This is a genomic window from Serratia sp. SA088, from assembly GCF_049065515.1.
In the GTDB taxonomy this organism is placed as follows: Bacteria; Pseudomonadota; Gammaproteobacteria; order Enterobacterales; family Enterobacteriaceae; genus Serratia; species Serratia nematodiphila.
The window spans coordinates 266,230-281,317 of record NZ_JBAKGW010000005.1 but is presented as its reverse complement, the minus strand read 5'-3'; the positions used below and the strand labels follow the sequence as shown (position 1 = coordinate 281,317).

Sequence of the window (15,088 nt, the reverse complement as noted above, 5' to 3'; positions counted from 1 at the left end):
CCGCTTAACGGTGGTATTCGCCCGCCGCTTCCGGCTGATACAGCAATTCCAGCACTTCAATCCGCGCTTCTTCACCGTTCGGCAATTGCCAGGAGATCTGCTTGCCGACGTGCATGCCGAGCAGCGCTGCGCCCAGCGGCGCCATCACCGACAGCTGATCGTGGCTGTCTTTCAGCGAAGCCGGGTAGACCAGCGTGCGCACATGCTCTTCATCAGTGTGCAGATCGCGAAAACGCACGCGGCTGTTCATGGTCACCACGTTGGCCGGCATTTTCTCCGGCGGCAGGATTTCCGCGCGATCCAACTCGTCGTTCAGCGCGGCGGCGACGTCGGTGTTGGCAAAGGCCGGTTGTTCCAATAGCGCATCCAGGCGTTCCGCATCCAGCTCATTAATAGTAATGATGGGTTTGGTCATTCCACTCTCCAGTCAAATCAAAGGGCGCCAGTCTGTGCGCCCATAAATTCGGAAAAACAACACAAAGCAACACCCCCGCGCCAGAGGAGCGGGGGTGTGGGTAATGTCGATTTGTCCCATTGATAGTAGGCGGTTGGGGCGAGAAAAGAAAGAGATCCCGATCACGAAGGCTTTTATCGTCAATCGAGACAAAAAAAACCGTTAGCCGGGTTATGTATTTGTTATCTCATTCACTTTTTCGCCGCAGCGCCGTTTTGCGAAATGGATCTCCGCGCGTCATTCGATTTCCACTTCGAACTGGAAAAAACCGGTCTCCACAGAAAATCTTGCCGGGGGTAGGGTAAAGACATCACAGAAAGCGGGTTATTCAGGTGATGCGCTTTACGGCTTACTGATTAATGTGGGATCTAGGGGTACTGAAAAGTGAATGATGGATCTGCTTCATTAAAAGAAATTGAACAATCCGATATCAGCGAAGCCGGTGAGATCACCGCTCGGGTGCTGGCGGATATTACCGCGATGCTGAATGCTGAGAATATTTATACCAATGCGGTGCAGCAACAGATGCTGGAATCGCATATTCGCGCCATGGTGCTGCGCTCAATAACCGGCGAGCCGTTGCCGGAGGTGGATAAATCATTGTTCGACGAAATTTCCGCCGAGTCCATGCAAATGGCGGAGCGCGTGGTGGATCAGTTTGGCACATTGCCTATCGAAGAGGCCTATTTGCTGTCCGTGCACTTCGAAGTGGCGAAAGATAATAACGCATAGCGGTTAACGCATCGATTTCAATCAGGAGAATATACCATGGGTCAAATTACCGTAGTGATCGGCGATCGTTTGGGCAAAGGGCAAAAAGTCGGCCAGGGCGTTGAAAACGCAGGCGGAAAAGCGGTGGTTATCCCCGGCGTGGCGGCGGATATGAAGCTGGGCGACGTCATGAAAGCGGAAAACGCGCAGCTGGGCATTTCTTTTTGCGGCAGCGGCGGCGCCGGCGCGATTACCGCGCAAACCAAATACGGCTACAAAGCCAAATACGGCATGCGTTCGGTGGAAGAGGGCGTGACGGCAATTAACGAAGGCTGCAACGTGCTGGGTTTCGGCTTTATGGATAAAGAAGAGCTGGGCCAGAAACTGGTGGAAGCCTACGTCAAAAAACATGGCAACCCATAATGAAAGAGCAATATATCACATCGGTAAAGGTGGAGGGTAAAGGCGACAGCAAAGCGAAAGCTTTTGCTTCCGCCTTGGCTAATGTGCAGGGCGCGGTATTAAAGTCCACCAACAATATTCTGCTGCGCATCGAGCCGCAGGACGTCAGCGTAGTGAAGGCGGAAGAGAAAATAACTAAAGAGAAATTTCTTTTCTTCTTTTTGCCGCGTGAAAGAAAGAGCTATGCCGTTTCTCTGGAAATAACCGTGAACGTAACCATTATCAATACCGAGAAGGTTGTCTTCGTCACGAAATAAAAACGTTAGCATAAATGAAAGGGTATACTGATGTTTTTAATCATCTTATTTAAATCGATTATTATCGGTGGGCTGGTGGGGGTCGGCGTAGGGGCCGGCGCCGCACGCATGTTCCACGCGCCGACAACACAGGGCATGGGAGCGTTTCGCACCCTGGGCGAGCTGAACTCCTGCGAGGGCGATCCGGCTTCCCACTTCTCATTCGGTCTGGGCTTCTTCTTCAACGCCTGGGCGTCTTCCGTGGCGGCGGGCTCCTTCACGCAGGACGTCGATCACCGCATCATCCCGCACTGGGGTGCGGCGGCCCTGATGGTCAAGAATCGCAATCTGGCGCAAACGCTGCACGATCCGAAAAAAATGGCTATCGCCTGCGGCATCATCGGCATGCTGGTGGTGGCCTTCCTCAATACCACCGCTTCCGCCGTGCCTGCCGCGCTGCAGGTTACCGCGATCAAGGTGCTGGTGCCGGCGGCCAACCTGCTGGTGAACACCGTGATGCCGGTGATCTTCTGGCTGGCGGCGATCGACGCCGGGCGCCGTTCCGGCTTCTGGGGCACCATCTTCGGCGGCCTGGCGCAGCTGATCATGGGCAACGCCGTACCGGGCCTGGTGCTGGGCATTCTGATCGGCAAGGGCGTGGAAGAGAGCGGCTGGAACAAGATCACCAAGATCATGATGGCGGTGATCGTGCTGCTGTTCGTGCTGAGCGGCTTCTTCCGCGGCTTCGACATGAAAGTTCTCGAGTCCTTCAGCCTCGGCGTGCCGGGCTGGCTGGACGCCATTCACAACACCCTGAGCGGTAAATAAGGAGCGGGATGATGGAAGAGCAAACCCAAAAAGGCTTCTGGTACGCCGACTGGTCATTCCCGATTTTTGTTGGCCTGCTGTCCTCCGGCGTGTTCGCCGGGACGCACATGTACTACCTGTACGGCATCGGCGCCTTTAACGAAGTGGCCTTCGTCTCCATGCTGCGGGCGGGGATGGATACCGGCGTGTACGGCGCGGTGGCGGCGTTCGGCGCCAGCTTCCTGTTCGCGCGCATCATCGAAGGCTCGCTGGTGGGCATCCTCGACATCGGCGGCGCGATCCAGACCGGCGTCGGGCTGGGCGTACCGGCGCTGCTGCTGGGGGCCGGCATCGTGTTCCCGGTCGCCAACTTCGCCGCGTCGCTGGCCACCGGTCTGATCATCGGCCTGGCGATCGGTTACGTGATCATCCTGGCGCGCAAATTCACCATCAATCAGAGCAACTCCACCTACGGCGCGGACGTGATGATGGGCGCGGGCAACTCGTCGGGCCGTTTCCTCGGGCCGTTGATCATCCTGTCGGCGATGACCGCTTCGATCCCGATCGGCATCGGTTCGCTGCTCGGCGCGCTGCTGTTCTATATCTGGGGTAAACCGATCACCGGCGGAGCGATCCTCGGCGCGATGATCCTGGGGGCGATCTTCCCGGTAGCCATTTCTTAAGAGGCCTGCGCCAGGCGCCGCCCGAGGCTGAGGCGGCGCCCGGGCTAACAGGAGCAATGCGGTATGTATGACTTAGTAATCAGAGGCGCCAGACTGGCGGACGATACGCTGATCGATCTGGCGGTAAAGGACGGCAAAATAGCCTCGGTGGGGCGGCTGGCGGCGGACGTCAGCGCCGTTCGCCAGCTGGATCTGGCGGGCAACTGCCGCTTGAGCGCCGGTTGGATCGACGCGCACGTGCACTGCTATCCCGAATCGCCGATTTACCATGACGAGCCGGATCGGGTCGGCGTCGCCAGCGGCGTCACCAGCGTGGTCGACGCCGGCAGCACCGGCGCCGACGATATCGACGCCTTTTATCAGCTGACGCGCAGCGCCAAAACAAACGTTTTCGCCTTCCTCAACATCTCGCGCATCGGCCTGCTGCGGCAGAACGAGCTGGCGGAGTTGACGGACATCGACAAGCGCGAGGCCGGCCAGGCCATCGCCAATCACCCCGGTTTCATCATCGGCATCAAGGCGCGCATGAGCAGCAGCGTGGTGGGGAAAAACGGTACCCGGCCGCTGGTGTTGGCCAAAGAGATCCAGCAGGAAAACCGCCAGCTGCCGCTGATGGTGCATATCGGCAACAACCCGCCGGATCTGGACGACATCGCCGATCTGCTGACCCGCGGCGACATCATCACCCACTGCTACAACGGCAAACCGAACCGCATTCTGACGCCGGCGGGCACATTGCGCGAGTCTATCCAGCGCGCGCTGCGGCGCGGCGTGTTGCTCGACGTGGGGCACGGCACCGCCAGCTTCAGCTTCGAGGTGGCGTGCCAGGCGATCAAACTGGGCATTTTGCCGCACACCATCAGCTCCGATATTTACTGCCGCAACCGCATGAACGGGCCGGTGCATAGCCTGGCGACGGTGATGTCCAAATTCTTCAGCGTCGGCCTGACGCTGCCGCAGGTGATCGCCTGCGTGACGGAGAACGCCGCGTCGGCGCTGCAGCTCAGCGGCAAAGGGCGGCTGGAGCCGGGCTATGACGCCGATTTCACACTGTTTGAACTGCGCCGCGAACCGCAGGTGTTCGCCGACGCCGAAGGGCAAACCGCCGAGGGCGAACGGCTGTTGGTGCCGCTGGCTGCGGTGGTGGCCGGGGAAATCCTATTAACCGAACAAGGGGAGGCAAGCCATGTCTTCGATTTATGAAAAATACGGTTTGAAGCAGGTGATCAACACCTCCGGCCGCATGACCATTCTCGGCGTTTCCACGCCGCGCCAGGACGTGATCGACGCCGTTGATTACGGCCTGAACCACTATTTCGAAATCAAGGATCTGGTCAACAAGACCGGCGCCTACATCGCCGATCTGCTCAATGTGGAGGACGCGGTGATCGTTTCCTGCGCCTCGGCGGGGATCGCCCAGTCAGTGGCGGCGGTGATCGTTAAAGATAACGCCAATCTGCTGGTGAACCTGCACTCGGCGCCGATCGCCGTGCCGCGCGAGATCGTGCTGCCGCGCGGCCACAACGTCAACTTCGGCGCGCCGGTGGACACCATGGTGGCGCTGGGCGGCGGCAAGGTGGTGGAGGCGGGCTACGCCAATGAATGTTCGCCGGAGCAGATTGAAGCCTGCATCACGCCGCAGACGGCGGCGATCCTGTACGTCAAATCGCACCACTGCGTGCAGAAAAGCATTCTGTCCGTCGAACAGGCGGCGGTGGTGGCGCGTAAACATAACCTGCCGCTGATCGTCGACGCCGCGGCGGAAGAAGATCTGATGTGTTACTACCAGATGGGGGCCGATCTGGTGATCTACAGCGGCGCCAAAGCCATCGAGGGGCCGACCAGCGGCTTGGTTATTGGCAAGAAACAGTACGTCGAGTGGGTGAAGCTGCAGTCCGGCGGCATCGGCCGGGCGATGAAGGTCGGCAAAGAGGGCATCCTCGGCCTGACGCAGGCAATTGAAAGCTATCTGACGCTTGAGAAAACCACCGGGCAACAGATGGTGGCGCGGATGACGCCGTTCCTCAACAGCCTCAACACCCTGACCGGCGTCAGCGCCAAAACCGTCTGGGACAGCGCCGGCCGCGATATCGCCCGCGCCGAGATCACCTTTGATGAGGCGGTGCTGGGGCGGTCGACCTATGACATCGTTCAGGCGCTGAAAACCGGCGACATCGCCATCTACTTCCGCGGCTACAAGGCCAACGAGGGCAAGATTGAGGTCGACGTGCGCAGCGTCGACGAGCAACAGCTGATGACCGTCTTTAGCTGTATCAAGAACCTGTTTACGGAGAAACAAGCATGAAGCTGCAGCCTAACTACTATCGCGACCGCGTCTGCCTGAACGTGCTGGCCGGCTCCAAAGCCAACGCGCAGGACATTTACGCGGCGGCGGAAGGCCATGTGCTGGTGGGCGTGCTTTCCAAGAACTACCCGGACGTCGACAGCGCGGTGACCGACATGCTGCGCTATGCGCGCCTGATTGAAAACGCGCTGTCGGTCGGCCTGGGCGCCGGCGATCCGAAGCAGTCGGCGATGGTCAGCCTGATCGCTCAGCAGGTGCAGCCGCAGCACGTTAACCAGGTGTTTACCGGCGTCGGCGCCAGCCGCGCGCTGCTGGGCCAGAACGACAGCGTGGTCAACGGCCTGGTGTCGCCGACCGGCCGCGTCGGCTGGGTGAAGATCTCTACCGGCCCATTGAGCGCCGCGGCGCCGGACGGCATCGTGCCGGTGGAAACCGCCATCGCTTTGCTGAAGGACATGGGCGGCAGTTCCATCAAGTATTTCCCGATGGGCGGCCTGAAGTGCAAGGACGAATACCAATACGTCGCCAAGGCCTGCGCCGAGCATGACTTCATGTTGGAGCCGACCGGCGGCATCGATCTGGAAAACTACGAGCCGATCGTTGAGATCGCCCTGGCGGCCGGCGTGAAACGCGTGATCCCGCATATCTACAGCTCGATCATCGACGCCGCCAGCGGCGACACGCGTCCGCAGGACGTGAAAACCCTGCTGGCGATGACCAAAAAGCTGGTGGGTTGAACGCGTAATGGGATGAGGTAAACGCTGGGAGGCGAAGGTTTTCCCGTGGCGCGGCATGCCGCGCCTTACCTATACTGAGGATTACTATGCGAAACTGGCAGGTTCCAACCCGACGCACCGCGTTGTTCCTGGCGCTGCTGGCCGTGACCGGCCCGGCGCTGCATGCTGAGGATGCAATGAACTCCACGTCATCTCATTTCGCCTATATCGGCACCTACAATCCCAACGGCGAAGGCGTTTACCGGGTGCAGGTCGATCCGGCCAGCGGCGCGTTGAGCCACGCCACGCTGGTCAGCAAAGTGCCGAATCCGGCGCAGCTGACGCTGAGCGTTGACGGCAAGACGCTGTATGTCGCCAGTGAAGTGGCCGACTTCAACGGCGGCAAACACGGTGGCATCACCGCTTACCGGGTCAATCCGGCCGATGGCGCACTGACGCAGCTCAACCAGGTAGATTCGCAGGGGGCAGGGCCGGTGTATCTCTCCTCGACGCCGGACGGCCGCCATCTGCTGGTGGCGAACTATGTCAGCGGCAGCGTGGCGGCTTTCCCGATTGAAGCGGACGGCAGCCTGGGCGCCGCCAGCTCGGTGCAGCAACAGCAGGGCCCGGCGGGCGCGGCCAAACCGGCGGCGGCGGTGAACGGCAGCTTCGCCATCAGCGATCACAATGGCCCGCATGCCCATATGATCGCCAGCGATCCGAGCGGCAAGTTCGTGTTCTCCACCGATCTGGGGTTGGATCGCATCTACCAATGGCGCTTTGACGCCGCGAGCGGCCGGCTGACGCCGAACGATCCGCCGTGGATCGCCGCCTCTTCCGCCGGCGCCGGCCCGCGCCACTTTGTGTTCCACCCGGACGGCGACACCGTGCTGCTGGTGAACGAAGAGGCCTCGACGTTGACCAGCTACCGTTTTGATCGCCAAAAAGGTACTCTGAAACAACTGCATGCGGTTTCCGCGCTGCCCGCCGACTATCAGGGCACCAGCTTCGCTTCGGGGCTGGCGCTCAGCAAGAACGGCGACACGCTGTACGTCGCCAACCGGCTGCATAACAGCATTGCCCAGTTCAGCGTGGGCGCCGGCGGCGAGTTGAAACCGGTGGCGGAAACCTGGACCCGCGGCGATTATCCGCGTTCGCTGGCGCTGAGCCCGGATGGCCGCTATCTGTATGCGCTGAACCAGCGCAGCGATAACGTCACTCGTTTCAGCGTCAACCCGACGGACGGCAAACTCAGCTTTGTGGGCGGCTATCTGCCGATCGGCAGCCCCTCGCAAATGGCGTTCCTGCCGCCGGCGAAGTAACCCGTGGCCCGCCCGGTTCGCCGGGTGGGCCGCCTGATTGACGGACACAGAATGGTGCGATTTCCTTACCCGCGTTTGGCTTACTTGTTCGATGCTTTGCAAACCGAGACTTTGCCGCAGGATGAGCTGGCGAAGCGTTTCGCCGTGTCCACCCGCACGGTGCGGGCGGATATCACCGCGCTGAACGAGATCCTGGACAAATACGGTGCGCGCTTCGTGCATAGCCGCGGGGCCGGCTATCGTTTGCAGGTCGATAACGCCGCGCTATTCAGCGCCCTGCAGCATCAGGAGCGCCGCAAACAGGCCACCCCGCGCAGCGCGCAGGAGCGGGTGCATTATCTGCTGGTGCGTTTTTTGACCTCAGCCTTCTCCCTCAAACTGGAAGATCTGGCCGACGAGTGGTTCGTCAGCCGCGGCACGCTGCAAAACGACATGGCTGAGGTGAGAGAGCGTCTGGCGCACTATCAATTGACGATCGAAACCAAGCCGCGCTACGGCATGAAGCTGTTCGGCGCGGAGATGGCGATCCGCGCCTGCCTGACCGATCTGCTGTTCCAGCTGCAGTTGGCCGACGCCGAGAACCCGTTGCTCAACAACGAGATCCTGTTGCAGCCGCAGGTGGCGGCGTTCGCCGGATTGTTGCACCCGCTGTTGTCGCAATACGCCATTCGCCTGACCGACGAGGGCGAGCAGTACCTGATCTTCTACTGTGCGGTGGCGCTGCGGCGCATCAACGACGGTTATCCGCTGCCGGACTTCGAGGTGGAGGACGGCGACGAGGCGGTGCGTCAGGTGTCGACCCGTCTGGCGGCGGAGCTGCGCGCGGCCTCCGGCAAAGAGATCTCGATGGCCGAAGAGGCCTATCTGCGGGTCAACATCGCCGCACGGCGCGTGCAGGACGTGCAGCCGACCGAGATCAACGCCGACGATGAAGAGGCGCTGGTGGACTACATCCTGTCCTACATCAACGCACACTATAACTACAACCTGCAGGGCGACGAGCAGCTGCGGGCCGATCTGCTCACCCATATCAAGACCATGATTACGCGGGTGAAATACCAGATCAACATCCCCAATCCGCTGCTGGCCAACATCAAGCAGCACTATCCGATGGCTTACGACGTGACGCTGGCGGCGGTCTCCAGCTGGGGCAAGTACACGCCTTATACGCTGAGCGAGAACGAAATCGGCTATCTGGTGTTGCACATCGGCGTGGGGCTGGAGCGGCATTACAACATCGGTTATGAACGCCACCCGCAGGTGATGCTGGTGTGCGACACCGGCAACTCGACGGTGCGCATGATCCAGGCGCAGATTGCGCGCAAGTATCCGCAGCTGGTGATGACGCGCATCGTTTCGCTGCGCGATTACGAGATGCTCGCGCACATCGACGAAGACTTCGTGATTTCCAACGCCCGCATCGGCGAGAAGAACAAGCCGGTGGTGGTGATGTCGCCGTTCCCGACCGATTATCAGCTGGAGCAACTGGGCAAGCTGGTGCTGGTGGATCGCACCCGGCCGTACATGCTGGAGAAGTTCTTCGACGCCGAACATTTTATGGTGCTCAACGAGCCGCTGACGCAGGCGGAGCTGTTCAGCCGGGTGTGCGGCCAACTGGAGCGAGAAGGGTACGTCGGCGCGGATTTTTATCCGTCGGTGGTCGAACGCGAGGCGATCGTTTCCACGCTGCTGGGCGAGGGCATCGCGCTGCCGCACTCGCTGGGGCTGCTGGCGAAGAAGACCGTGGTGGTGACGCTGCTGGCGCCGCAGGGCGTCGTCTGGGGGGAAGGTGAGGTTGCGCACGTGATTTTCCTGCTGGCGATCAGCAAGAGTGATTATGAAGAGGCGATGGCGATCTACGAGCTGTTCGTCACCTTCGTGCGTGAACGTTCAATGAGCCGCCTGCTGGGCAGCGACAGCTTCGACAGCTTCAAAGCGGTGGCGCTGGACTGCCTGAGCCGGAGTTGAGGGCTAATCCGCTTCCGGCAGGAACAGGGCCGGGGGCAGATTGAAACGCTTGGCCAGCGCCATAATGTGCGGAATGGTCAGCGATCTTTTACCGTTCAGGATTTGGTTAACCAACGACTTTTTACCGATCTCATGTTCAAAATCACTTTGGCTGAGTTGGTGCTGTTCCATAAGGACGCGAAGCGCGGCTACCCCCTGTGGTAACTGGGTGATACGCTGGTTGAATGCGGTAAATTCGGCGCTGTTGTCTTCATATTCGGCGATCTTTTTTGCCAGCATGTCAATCAGCGGATGGTGTTCGTCGTTTTCCAGCAGGTATTCCACCAATTCAAGCGCTTCCCGGTAGTCTTGCTGAGCGCGGCTGCCCTGCAACAAGGGCACGGCGCGCAGTAGCGCATCGGCCGCCTTAATGGCATCTGTAATCATGATGAACTCCTTCGATAGTGCTGCATCAGCTTGTCGTATTCGGCGTGGCTAACGATATGCTTTATGAAGACTTTCTGTGTCTCGAAGCTGGCAAAGAACAAGATCCGCAGGTGGTTGCCGCCGACGTCAATGACCCACCATTTCTCTTTGTATTTCATACGATCGAGCGAAGGAAAAAGCGCTTTTAACTCGTCCGGCGTGCGGAACTCGCCCCGTCGCAACGCTTTATAAATGGCCTCGAGAGCAGTGGCTTCATTGGGATATTGCTTCGTTGCGTTATTGAACGGTTCCCTGGAAATGATATGCATCGTTCCTTCGATTCCTACCCGGTGAACATTATAGCGACTGCCGGTGAAGTTCACAAATTGTAAACTTTTCGTTGTCCCGTAAGCAAAGCGTGGGGAAACACCCGCCTGTTGTCTGTTTTTGCGTTACACACTATTGCGATTATCGTGGTGGGGGTAAATCCATGACTTGAATTTACAGGCGGTTACGGCTGATTCTGGAAGCGGATTCGCAAAGTGAGAAACGGGAGGGCTACGTTATGGGAGGGGGGGGAGGCAACACATGCGCCGAGGCGACGCATGGGGAGAGTCTCAGCGACTAATCTTCATCAAACCCGGAGTTGAACAGCTCGACCACCGCCGCCAGCGCGTTGACTTCGTCGGGGCCGGTCGCTTCGACTTCGATATGCCGGCCCTGGGCGGAGTCCAGCATCAGCAGCGCGATGACGCTGCTGGCTTCGGCTTCGGTGCCGCTTTCGTTGCGCAGCATCACTTCGGCGTCGAAGCTTTGCACCAGTTCGAACAGTTTCATCGCCGGGCGCGCGTGCATGCCCAGCTTGTTTTTGATTTCAACCGTCTGTTTGACCGTCATTGTTTGCGCTTTTCCAGCGTGCGGTGGCGCGACTGCACGTTCTTGCCGCGCGAGCGGAAGTAATCGGCCAGCTGTTCCGCCACGTACACCGAACGGTGCTTGCCGCCGGTACAGCCGATGGCGACCGTCAGGTAGCTGCGGTTGTTGGTTTCCAGCATCGGCAGCCACTGTTCCAGATAGCTGCGGGTCTGGTAGATGAAGTTGTGCACTTCGGTATGGCGATCGAGGAACGACGCCACCGGTTTGTCCAGGCCGGTCATCGGCCGCAGCTTCGGATCCCAGTGCGGGTTCGGCAGGAAGCGCACGTCGAACACGTAGTCGGCGTCGATCGGGATGCCGTGTTTGAAGCCGAAGGATTCGAACACCATGGTCAGTTCGCGCTCGCGCTTGCCCAGCAGGCGGGTGCGCAGCATTTCGGCCAGCTCATGTACCGACATTTCCGAGGTGTCGATAATCAGGTCCGCCCGCGAGCGCAGCGGTTCGAGCAGATCGCTCTCTTCGTCGATGGCGCTTTCCAGCGACAGGTTTTTGCTGGAGAGCGGGTGCAGGCGGCGGGTGTCGCTGTAGCGGCGGATCAGCGTGTTGCGATCGGCGTCGAGGAACAGCAACTGCGGCGAGAAGCTGTCCGGCAGCTGAGTCATCGCGTATTCGAACACTTCCGGTGATTCAGGCATGTTGCGCACGTCGATGCTGACCGCTGCGGAGATATTGCGTTCCGCCAGCGTATTGGCGAGCTGCGGCAGCAGCACCACCGGCAGGTTGTCAACGCAGTAAAAACCCATGTCTTCCAGCGCCCGCAAGGCGACGGATTTTCCGGAACCGGAACGGCCGCTGACAATCATCAGCACCATGTGGCAACTCCCCTGGCATCGCGGCGGCGTTCATCGCCACCGTTAAACTTTGTTATTCCGGCCGCAGCCGGATCCATCATCGTAAAACAGTATCGTTATCCGGGCTGGAAGTCACGCCGGCCGGGCATCACTCGGTGATGATTTGGTAAAGTTCTTCGTCGCTCTGCGCGGCGCGCAGGCGGCGGCATACGGTTTTGTCGGCCAGGCGTTTGGCGACCAGCGACAGCGTATGCAAATGGGTTTTGCACTGATCGGCAGGCACCAGCAGCGCGAACAGCAGGTCGACCGGCTGGTTGTCGATAGCGTCGAAAGCGATGGGTTGGTCGAGACGGATAAACACGCCAACGGCCCGCAGTGTGTCCTCTTCCAGTTTGCCGTGGGGAATGGCGATACCGTTGCCGATACCGGTGCTGCCCATGCGCTCCCGGGTGAGAACCGCGTCAAACACCACCTGCGAAGGCAGATTGAGCTGTTTGGCGGCCAGTTCGCTGATAATTTCCAAAGCCCGCTTCTTGCTGGTGCAGTGTACCGAGCTTTTGGTGCACTCGATGTTTAACACCGAGCTTAATTGCATATATTCGTTGTTCATCTCATCTTCACTTAAAACCGCGCCGCCGGGCGAACCCGGCAAGGCGGTTTTTCGTCGGTTTTAACCCTGATTACCGTTCGGCGCGTCACCCATGCGGGTCACGCGCCGAAGGGTGAGGCGGCGACGGATGCCGCCTCATGGAATGGGTTAGGGTGTCAGTGTTGCTTCAATTTGTCTTTATGTTTGTTCAATTGACGTGCCAATTTGTCGATCAGCGTATCAATTGCGGCATACATATTCTCGTCTTCCGAGGTGGCGTGCAACTCGCCTCCATTCACGTGCACCGTTGCTTCCGCAATTTGCTGCACTTTTTCCACACTTAATACAACATACACCTGATTGATGCGATCAAAGTACTGTTCGAGTTTGGCGAACTTGTTGTTCACGAACTCGCGCAACGGATCGGTGATTTCGATGTGGTGTCCGGTAATGTTGAGCTGCATAGTGTCTTCCTTCTCAATAGAGGTCAAACCAACTGTTTACGCTGGTTCGACGGCGGGATGGACAAAGACTCTCGGTACTTGGCGACGGTGCGCCGCGCCACGATGATCCCCTGATCGGCGAGCAGGGTGGCCAGCTTGCTGTCGCTGAGTGGTTTGGCGGGGTTTTCCGCCGCAATCAATTTCTTCACCAACGCGCGGATCGCCGTCGAGGAGGCTTCGCCGCCGCTGTCGGTATTCACGTGGCTGGAGAAGAAATATTTCAATTCGAAAATGCCGCGCGGGCTGTGCAGAAACTTCTGCGTGGTGACGCGCGAGATCGTCGATTCATGCATCTCCACGGCCTGGGCGATATCCGCCAGCACCATGGGTTTCATAAACTCTTCGCCTTGCTCGAAGAACGCCTGCTGTTGATCGACGATGCAGCGGGTGACTTTCAGCAGCGTCTCATTGCGGCTCTCCAGGCTTTTAATCAGCCACTTGGCTTCCTGCAGGTTGCTGCGGATGAACTGGCCGTCGGCTTCGCTGCGGGCGCTGTTGCCCAGCGCGGCGTATTGCTGATTGATCTTCAAACGCGGCACGCTGTCGCCGTTGAGCTCGACCGTCCATTTGTTCTGCGTCTTGCGCACCAGCACGTCCGGAATCACGTATTCCGATTCGCCGGTATTGATCGACTGCCCCGGGCGCGGATCGAGCGACTGAATCAGCAGCATCGCTTCTTTCAGTGTATCTTCTTTTAGCCGGGTTGATCGCATCAGGCTGCGAAAGTCATGGTTGGCCAGCAGATCCAGATGGTCGCTGATGATCAGCCGCGCTTCGGCCAGGTAAGGGGTGTCTTTGGCGTATTGGGAGAGCTGCACCAGCAGGCAATCGCGCAGATCGCGCGCGGCGACGCCGATCGGATCGAAACGCTGCACGCGCTTCAACACCGCCTCGACTTCCTCGAGGGTCACGTTTTCGTCACCCAGGCTTTCCAGAATGTCTTCCAGCGGCACGGTGAGATAGCCGGTGTCGTCCACCGCGTCGACGATGGAGGTGGCGATGGCGGCGTCGGTATCGGAAAACGGCGTCAGATCCACCTGCCACATCAGGTAATCCTGCAGCGTTTGGGTGGTCTCGCCCTGATAGACCGGCAGCTCGTCGTCGCTGTAGTCGGTGCCGGTGCCGGACGGCGTGCCGGCGGTGTAGATCTCATCCCAGGTGGCGTCCAGCGGCAGCTCTTCCGGCATGTCTTTCTGTTCCAGCGCCTCGCGGGTATCGAGCCCCTCGGTCTCCTGGGTTTCTTTGGCGTCGATTTCGTCGTGCAGATCGGTCTGTTCAAGCAGCGGATTGCTCTCCAGCGCCAGCTGGATCTCTTGCTGAAGCTCAAGCGTGGACAACTGCAGCAGGCGGATCGCCTGCTGGAGCTGAGGAGTCATGGCCAGCTGTTGACTGAGCCTGAGTTGCAAACCTTGCTTCATAGTTTTCTGTCTACTTCCGTTAACGGTGTCGCCCCGCAGGGCGCGCCGGCGCTTAGAGGCGGAACTCTTCGCCCAGATAAACGCGTTTAACCTGCTCGTCGGCCAGAATAGCATCCGGCGTGCCGTGGGCAATCAGTTTGCCCTGGCTGACGATGTAGGCGCGTTCACATACGTCCAGCGTCTCGCGCACGTTGTGGTCGGTGATCAGCACGCCCAGGCCGCTGTCACGCAGGTGCTCGATGATTTTTTTGATGTCGATAACGGAAATCGGATCCACCCCGGCGAAGGGTTCGTCCAGCAGAATGAATTTCGGGTTGGCCGCCAGCGCGCGGGCGATTTCGACGCGGCGGCGTTCACCGCCGGACAACGCCTGGCCAAGGCTGTCGCGCAGATGGGAGATATGGAACTCTTCCATCAGCTCCTTGGCGCGGTCTTCGCGCTGTTCGCTGGTGAGGTCGGGGCGAATCTCCAGCACCGCCATCAGGTTGTCGTACACGCTCAGGCGGCGGAAGATCGAGGCTTCCTGCGGCAGATAGCCAATACCGCGGCGCGCGCGGGCGTGCAGCGGCAGCAGGCTGATGTCTTCTTCGTCGATCACGATGCGCCCGGCGTCGCGCGGCACGATGCCGACCACCATGTAGAAGGTGGTGGTTTTACCTGCACCGTTCGGGCCGAGCAGGCCGACGATCTCGCCGGATTTCACTTTCAGGCTGACGTCTTCGACAACTTTACGGCCCTTGTAGGCTTTCGCCAGGTTTTCTGCGATGAGTGTTGCCATAAGT

General features: G+C 59.5%; 19 protein-coding genes. 10 read left to right on the top strand and 9 right to left on the bottom strand.

What is annotated here, in order from left to right; genetic code table 11:
- Positions 1-4: 4 nt before the first annotated feature.
- Positions 5-415 (bottom strand): nucleoside diphosphate kinase regulator, encoded by a 411-nt coding sequence (rnk, locus tag ACOWVD_RS15195; protein ID WP_004936993.1) that lies wholly within the window; start codon positions 413-415, stop codon positions 5-7.
- Between the two features lie 453 nt (positions 416-868).
- Between rnk and ACOWVD_RS15190 the strand changes: the two genes are divergently transcribed.
- From ACOWVD_RS15190 to ACOWVD_RS15145, 10 genes are all read left to right on the top strand, one after another.
- Positions 869-1,186 (top strand): glycine dehydrogenase, encoded by a 318-nt coding sequence (locus ACOWVD_RS15190; protein ID WP_086016691.1) that lies wholly within the window; start codon positions 869-871, stop codon positions 1,184-1,186.
- A 36-nt stretch (positions 1,187-1,222) separates the two neighbouring features.
- Positions 1,223-1,588 carry a glycine-rich SFCGS family protein gene (locus ACOWVD_RS15185; protein WP_004937000.1) on the top strand — a complete coding sequence of 122 codons (366 nt, stop codon included), beginning with the start codon at positions 1,223-1,225 and terminating at the stop codon, positions 1,586-1,588.
- Entirely contained in the window at positions 1,588-1,884 is a 297-nt protein-coding gene (locus ACOWVD_RS15180) for a DUF4312 family protein (protein WP_421105648.1), read from the top strand. The genes ACOWVD_RS15185 and ACOWVD_RS15180 overlap by 1 nt, the downstream gene beginning before the upstream one ends.
- Before the next feature lie 30 nt (positions 1,885-1,914).
- Complete coding sequence (locus tag ACOWVD_RS15175; RefSeq protein WP_004937006.1) at positions 1,915-2,691, top strand: DUF4311 domain-containing protein; 777 nt, start codon at positions 1,915-1,917, stop codon at positions 2,689-2,691.
- 11 nt (positions 2,692-2,702) lie between these two features.
- Entirely contained in the window at positions 2,703-3,353 is a 651-nt protein-coding gene (locus tag ACOWVD_RS15170; protein WP_004937013.1) for a DUF4310 family protein, read from the top strand.
- A 63-nt stretch (positions 3,354-3,416) separates the two neighbouring features.
- Entirely contained in the window at positions 3,417-4,556 is a 1,140-nt protein-coding gene (locus ACOWVD_RS15165) for an amidohydrolase/deacetylase family metallohydrolase (RefSeq protein ID WP_197763826.1), read from the top strand.
- Complete coding sequence (locus tag ACOWVD_RS15160; protein WP_021505110.1) at positions 4,540-5,658, top strand: DgaE family pyridoxal phosphate-dependent ammonia lyase; 1,119 nt, start codon at positions 4,540-4,542, stop codon at positions 5,656-5,658. The genes ACOWVD_RS15165 and ACOWVD_RS15160 overlap by 17 nt, the downstream gene beginning before the upstream one ends.
- Positions 5,655-6,395 (top strand): 2-dehydro-3-deoxy-phosphogluconate aldolase, encoded by a 741-nt coding sequence (dagF, locus tag ACOWVD_RS15155; protein ID WP_033648993.1) that lies wholly within the window; start codon positions 5,655-5,657, stop codon positions 6,393-6,395. Before ACOWVD_RS15160 ends, dagF begins: the two co-directional genes overlap by 4 nt.
- A gap of 86 nt (positions 6,396-6,481) precedes the next feature.
- Positions 6,482-7,696: a lactonase family protein gene (locus tag ACOWVD_RS15150; RefSeq protein ID WP_085337186.1), complete on the top strand. Its 1,215-nt coding sequence runs from the start codon at positions 6,482-6,484 to the stop codon at positions 7,694-7,696.
- Between the two features lie 51 nt (positions 7,697-7,747).
- Entirely contained in the window at positions 7,748-9,664 is a 1,917-nt protein-coding gene (locus tag ACOWVD_RS15145) for a BglG family transcription antiterminator (protein ID WP_421105647.1), read from the top strand.
- Positions 9,665-9,667: 3 nt separating this feature from the next.
- Here the strand turns inward: ACOWVD_RS15145 and ACOWVD_RS15140 are convergent, their stop codons facing one another.
- The 8 genes from ACOWVD_RS15140 to lptB all read right to left on the bottom strand — a co-directional run bounded on the left by ACOWVD_RS15140 (position 9,668) and on the right by lptB (position 15,084).
- A complete protein-coding gene (locus tag ACOWVD_RS15140) occupies positions 9,668-10,090 on the bottom strand; it encodes a helix-turn-helix domain-containing protein (protein ID WP_197763827.1) in 423 nt (140 codons plus the stop codon).
- The gene (locus ACOWVD_RS15135) at positions 10,087-10,398 is read right to left on the bottom strand and encodes a type II toxin-antitoxin system HigB family toxin (protein WP_004937033.1); all 312 of its coding nucleotides are present in this window, start codon (positions 10,396-10,398) and stop codon (positions 10,087-10,089) included. The genes ACOWVD_RS15140 and ACOWVD_RS15135 overlap by 4 nt, the downstream gene beginning before the upstream one ends.
- A 295-nt stretch (positions 10,399-10,693) precedes the next feature.
- Positions 10,694-10,966, bottom strand: a complete 273-nt coding sequence (gene npr, locus ACOWVD_RS15130) for a PTS phosphocarrier protein NPr (RefSeq protein WP_004937034.1) — start codon at positions 10,964-10,966, stop codon at positions 10,694-10,696.
- Complete coding sequence (gene rapZ / locus ACOWVD_RS15125) at positions 10,963-11,817, bottom strand: RNase adapter RapZ (protein WP_015379177.1); 855 nt, start codon at positions 11,815-11,817, stop codon at positions 10,963-10,965. The genes npr and rapZ overlap by 4 nt, the downstream gene beginning before the upstream one ends.
- A 127-nt stretch (positions 11,818-11,944) precedes the next feature.
- Positions 11,945-12,406: a PTS IIA-like nitrogen regulatory protein PtsN gene (gene ptsN, locus ACOWVD_RS15120; RefSeq protein WP_016930212.1), complete on the bottom strand. Its 462-nt coding sequence runs from the start codon at positions 12,404-12,406 to the stop codon at positions 11,945-11,947.
- A 155-nt stretch (positions 12,407-12,561) separates the two neighbouring features.
- Positions 12,562-12,849, bottom strand: coding sequence for a ribosome hibernation promoting factor (gene hpf / locus ACOWVD_RS15115; RefSeq protein ID WP_004937038.1), 288 nt, complete (start codon positions 12,847-12,849; stop codon positions 12,562-12,564).
- A gap of 23 nt (positions 12,850-12,872) precedes the next feature.
- On the bottom strand, positions 12,873-14,306 hold the full coding sequence (gene rpoN / locus ACOWVD_RS15110) for an RNA polymerase factor sigma-54 (RefSeq protein WP_021505109.1): 1,434 nt from the start codon (positions 14,304-14,306) through the stop codon (positions 12,873-12,875).
- 52 nt (positions 14,307-14,358) lie between these two features.
- Positions 14,359-15,084 (bottom strand): LPS export ABC transporter ATP-binding protein, encoded by a 726-nt coding sequence (gene lptB, locus ACOWVD_RS15105; protein WP_004937040.1) that lies wholly within the window; start codon positions 15,082-15,084, stop codon positions 14,359-14,361.
- Between the last annotated feature and the right edge of the window lie 4 nt (positions 15,085-15,088).

Excerpts from the sequence above, each read along its gene's own strand:
- ACOWVD_RS15185 (WP_004937000.1), top strand. The coding sequence starts at position 1,223 with ATGGGTCAAATTACCGTAGTGATCGGCGATCGTTTGGGCAAAGGGCAA.
- ACOWVD_RS15145 (WP_421105647.1), top strand. The coding sequence starts at position 7,748 with ATGGTGCGATTTCCTTACCCGCGTTTGGCTTACTTGTTCGATGCTTTG.
- ACOWVD_RS15135 (WP_004937033.1), bottom strand. The coding sequence starts at position 10,398 with ATGCATATCATTTCCAGGGAACCGTTCAATAACGCAACGAAGCAATAT.
- ACOWVD_RS15180 (WP_421105648.1), top strand. The coding sequence starts at position 1,588 with ATGAAAGAGCAATATATCACATCGGTAAAGGTGGAGGGTAAAGGCGAC.
- ACOWVD_RS15160 (WP_021505110.1), top strand. The coding sequence starts at position 4,540 with ATGTCTTCGATTTATGAAAAATACGGTTTGAAGCAGGTGATCAACACC.
- ACOWVD_RS15165 (WP_197763826.1), top strand. The coding sequence starts at position 3,417 with ATGTATGACTTAGTAATCAGAGGCGCCAGACTGGCGGACGATACGCTG.
- ACOWVD_RS15140 (WP_197763827.1), bottom strand. The coding sequence starts at position 10,090 with ATGATTACAGATGCCATTAAGGCGGCCGATGCGCTACTGCGCGCCGTG.
- rnk (WP_004936993.1), bottom strand. The coding sequence starts at position 415 with ATGACCAAACCCATCATTACTATTAATGAGCTGGATGCGGAACGCCTG.
- hpf (WP_004937038.1), bottom strand. The coding sequence starts at position 12,849 with ATGCAGCTCAACATTACCGGACACCACATCGAAATCACCGATCCGTTG.
- rapZ (WP_015379177.1), bottom strand. The coding sequence starts at position 11,817 with ATGGTGCTGATGATTGTCAGCGGCCGTTCCGGTTCCGGAAAATCCGTC.
- dagF (WP_033648993.1), top strand. The coding sequence starts at position 5,655 with ATGAAGCTGCAGCCTAACTACTATCGCGACCGCGTCTGCCTGAACGTG.
- ACOWVD_RS15175 (WP_004937006.1), top strand. The coding sequence starts at position 1,915 with ATGTTTTTAATCATCTTATTTAAATCGATTATTATCGGTGGGCTGGTG.
- ACOWVD_RS15170 (WP_004937013.1), top strand. The coding sequence starts at position 2,703 with ATGGAAGAGCAAACCCAAAAAGGCTTCTGGTACGCCGACTGGTCATTC.
- ptsN (WP_016930212.1), bottom strand. The coding sequence starts at position 12,406 with ATGAACAACGAATATATGCAATTAAGCTCGGTGTTAAACATCGAGTGC.
- rpoN (WP_021505109.1), bottom strand. The coding sequence starts at position 14,306 with ATGAAGCAAGGTTTGCAACTCAGGCTCAGTCAACAGCTGGCCATGACT.
- npr (WP_004937034.1), bottom strand. The coding sequence starts at position 10,966 with ATGACGGTCAAACAGACGGTTGAAATCAAAAACAAGCTGGGCATGCAC.
- lptB (WP_004937040.1), bottom strand. The coding sequence starts at position 15,084 with ATGGCAACACTCATCGCAGAAAACCTGGCGAAAGCCTACAAGGGCCGT.
- ACOWVD_RS15150 (WP_085337186.1), top strand. The coding sequence starts at position 6,482 with ATGCGAAACTGGCAGGTTCCAACCCGACGCACCGCGTTGTTCCTGGCG.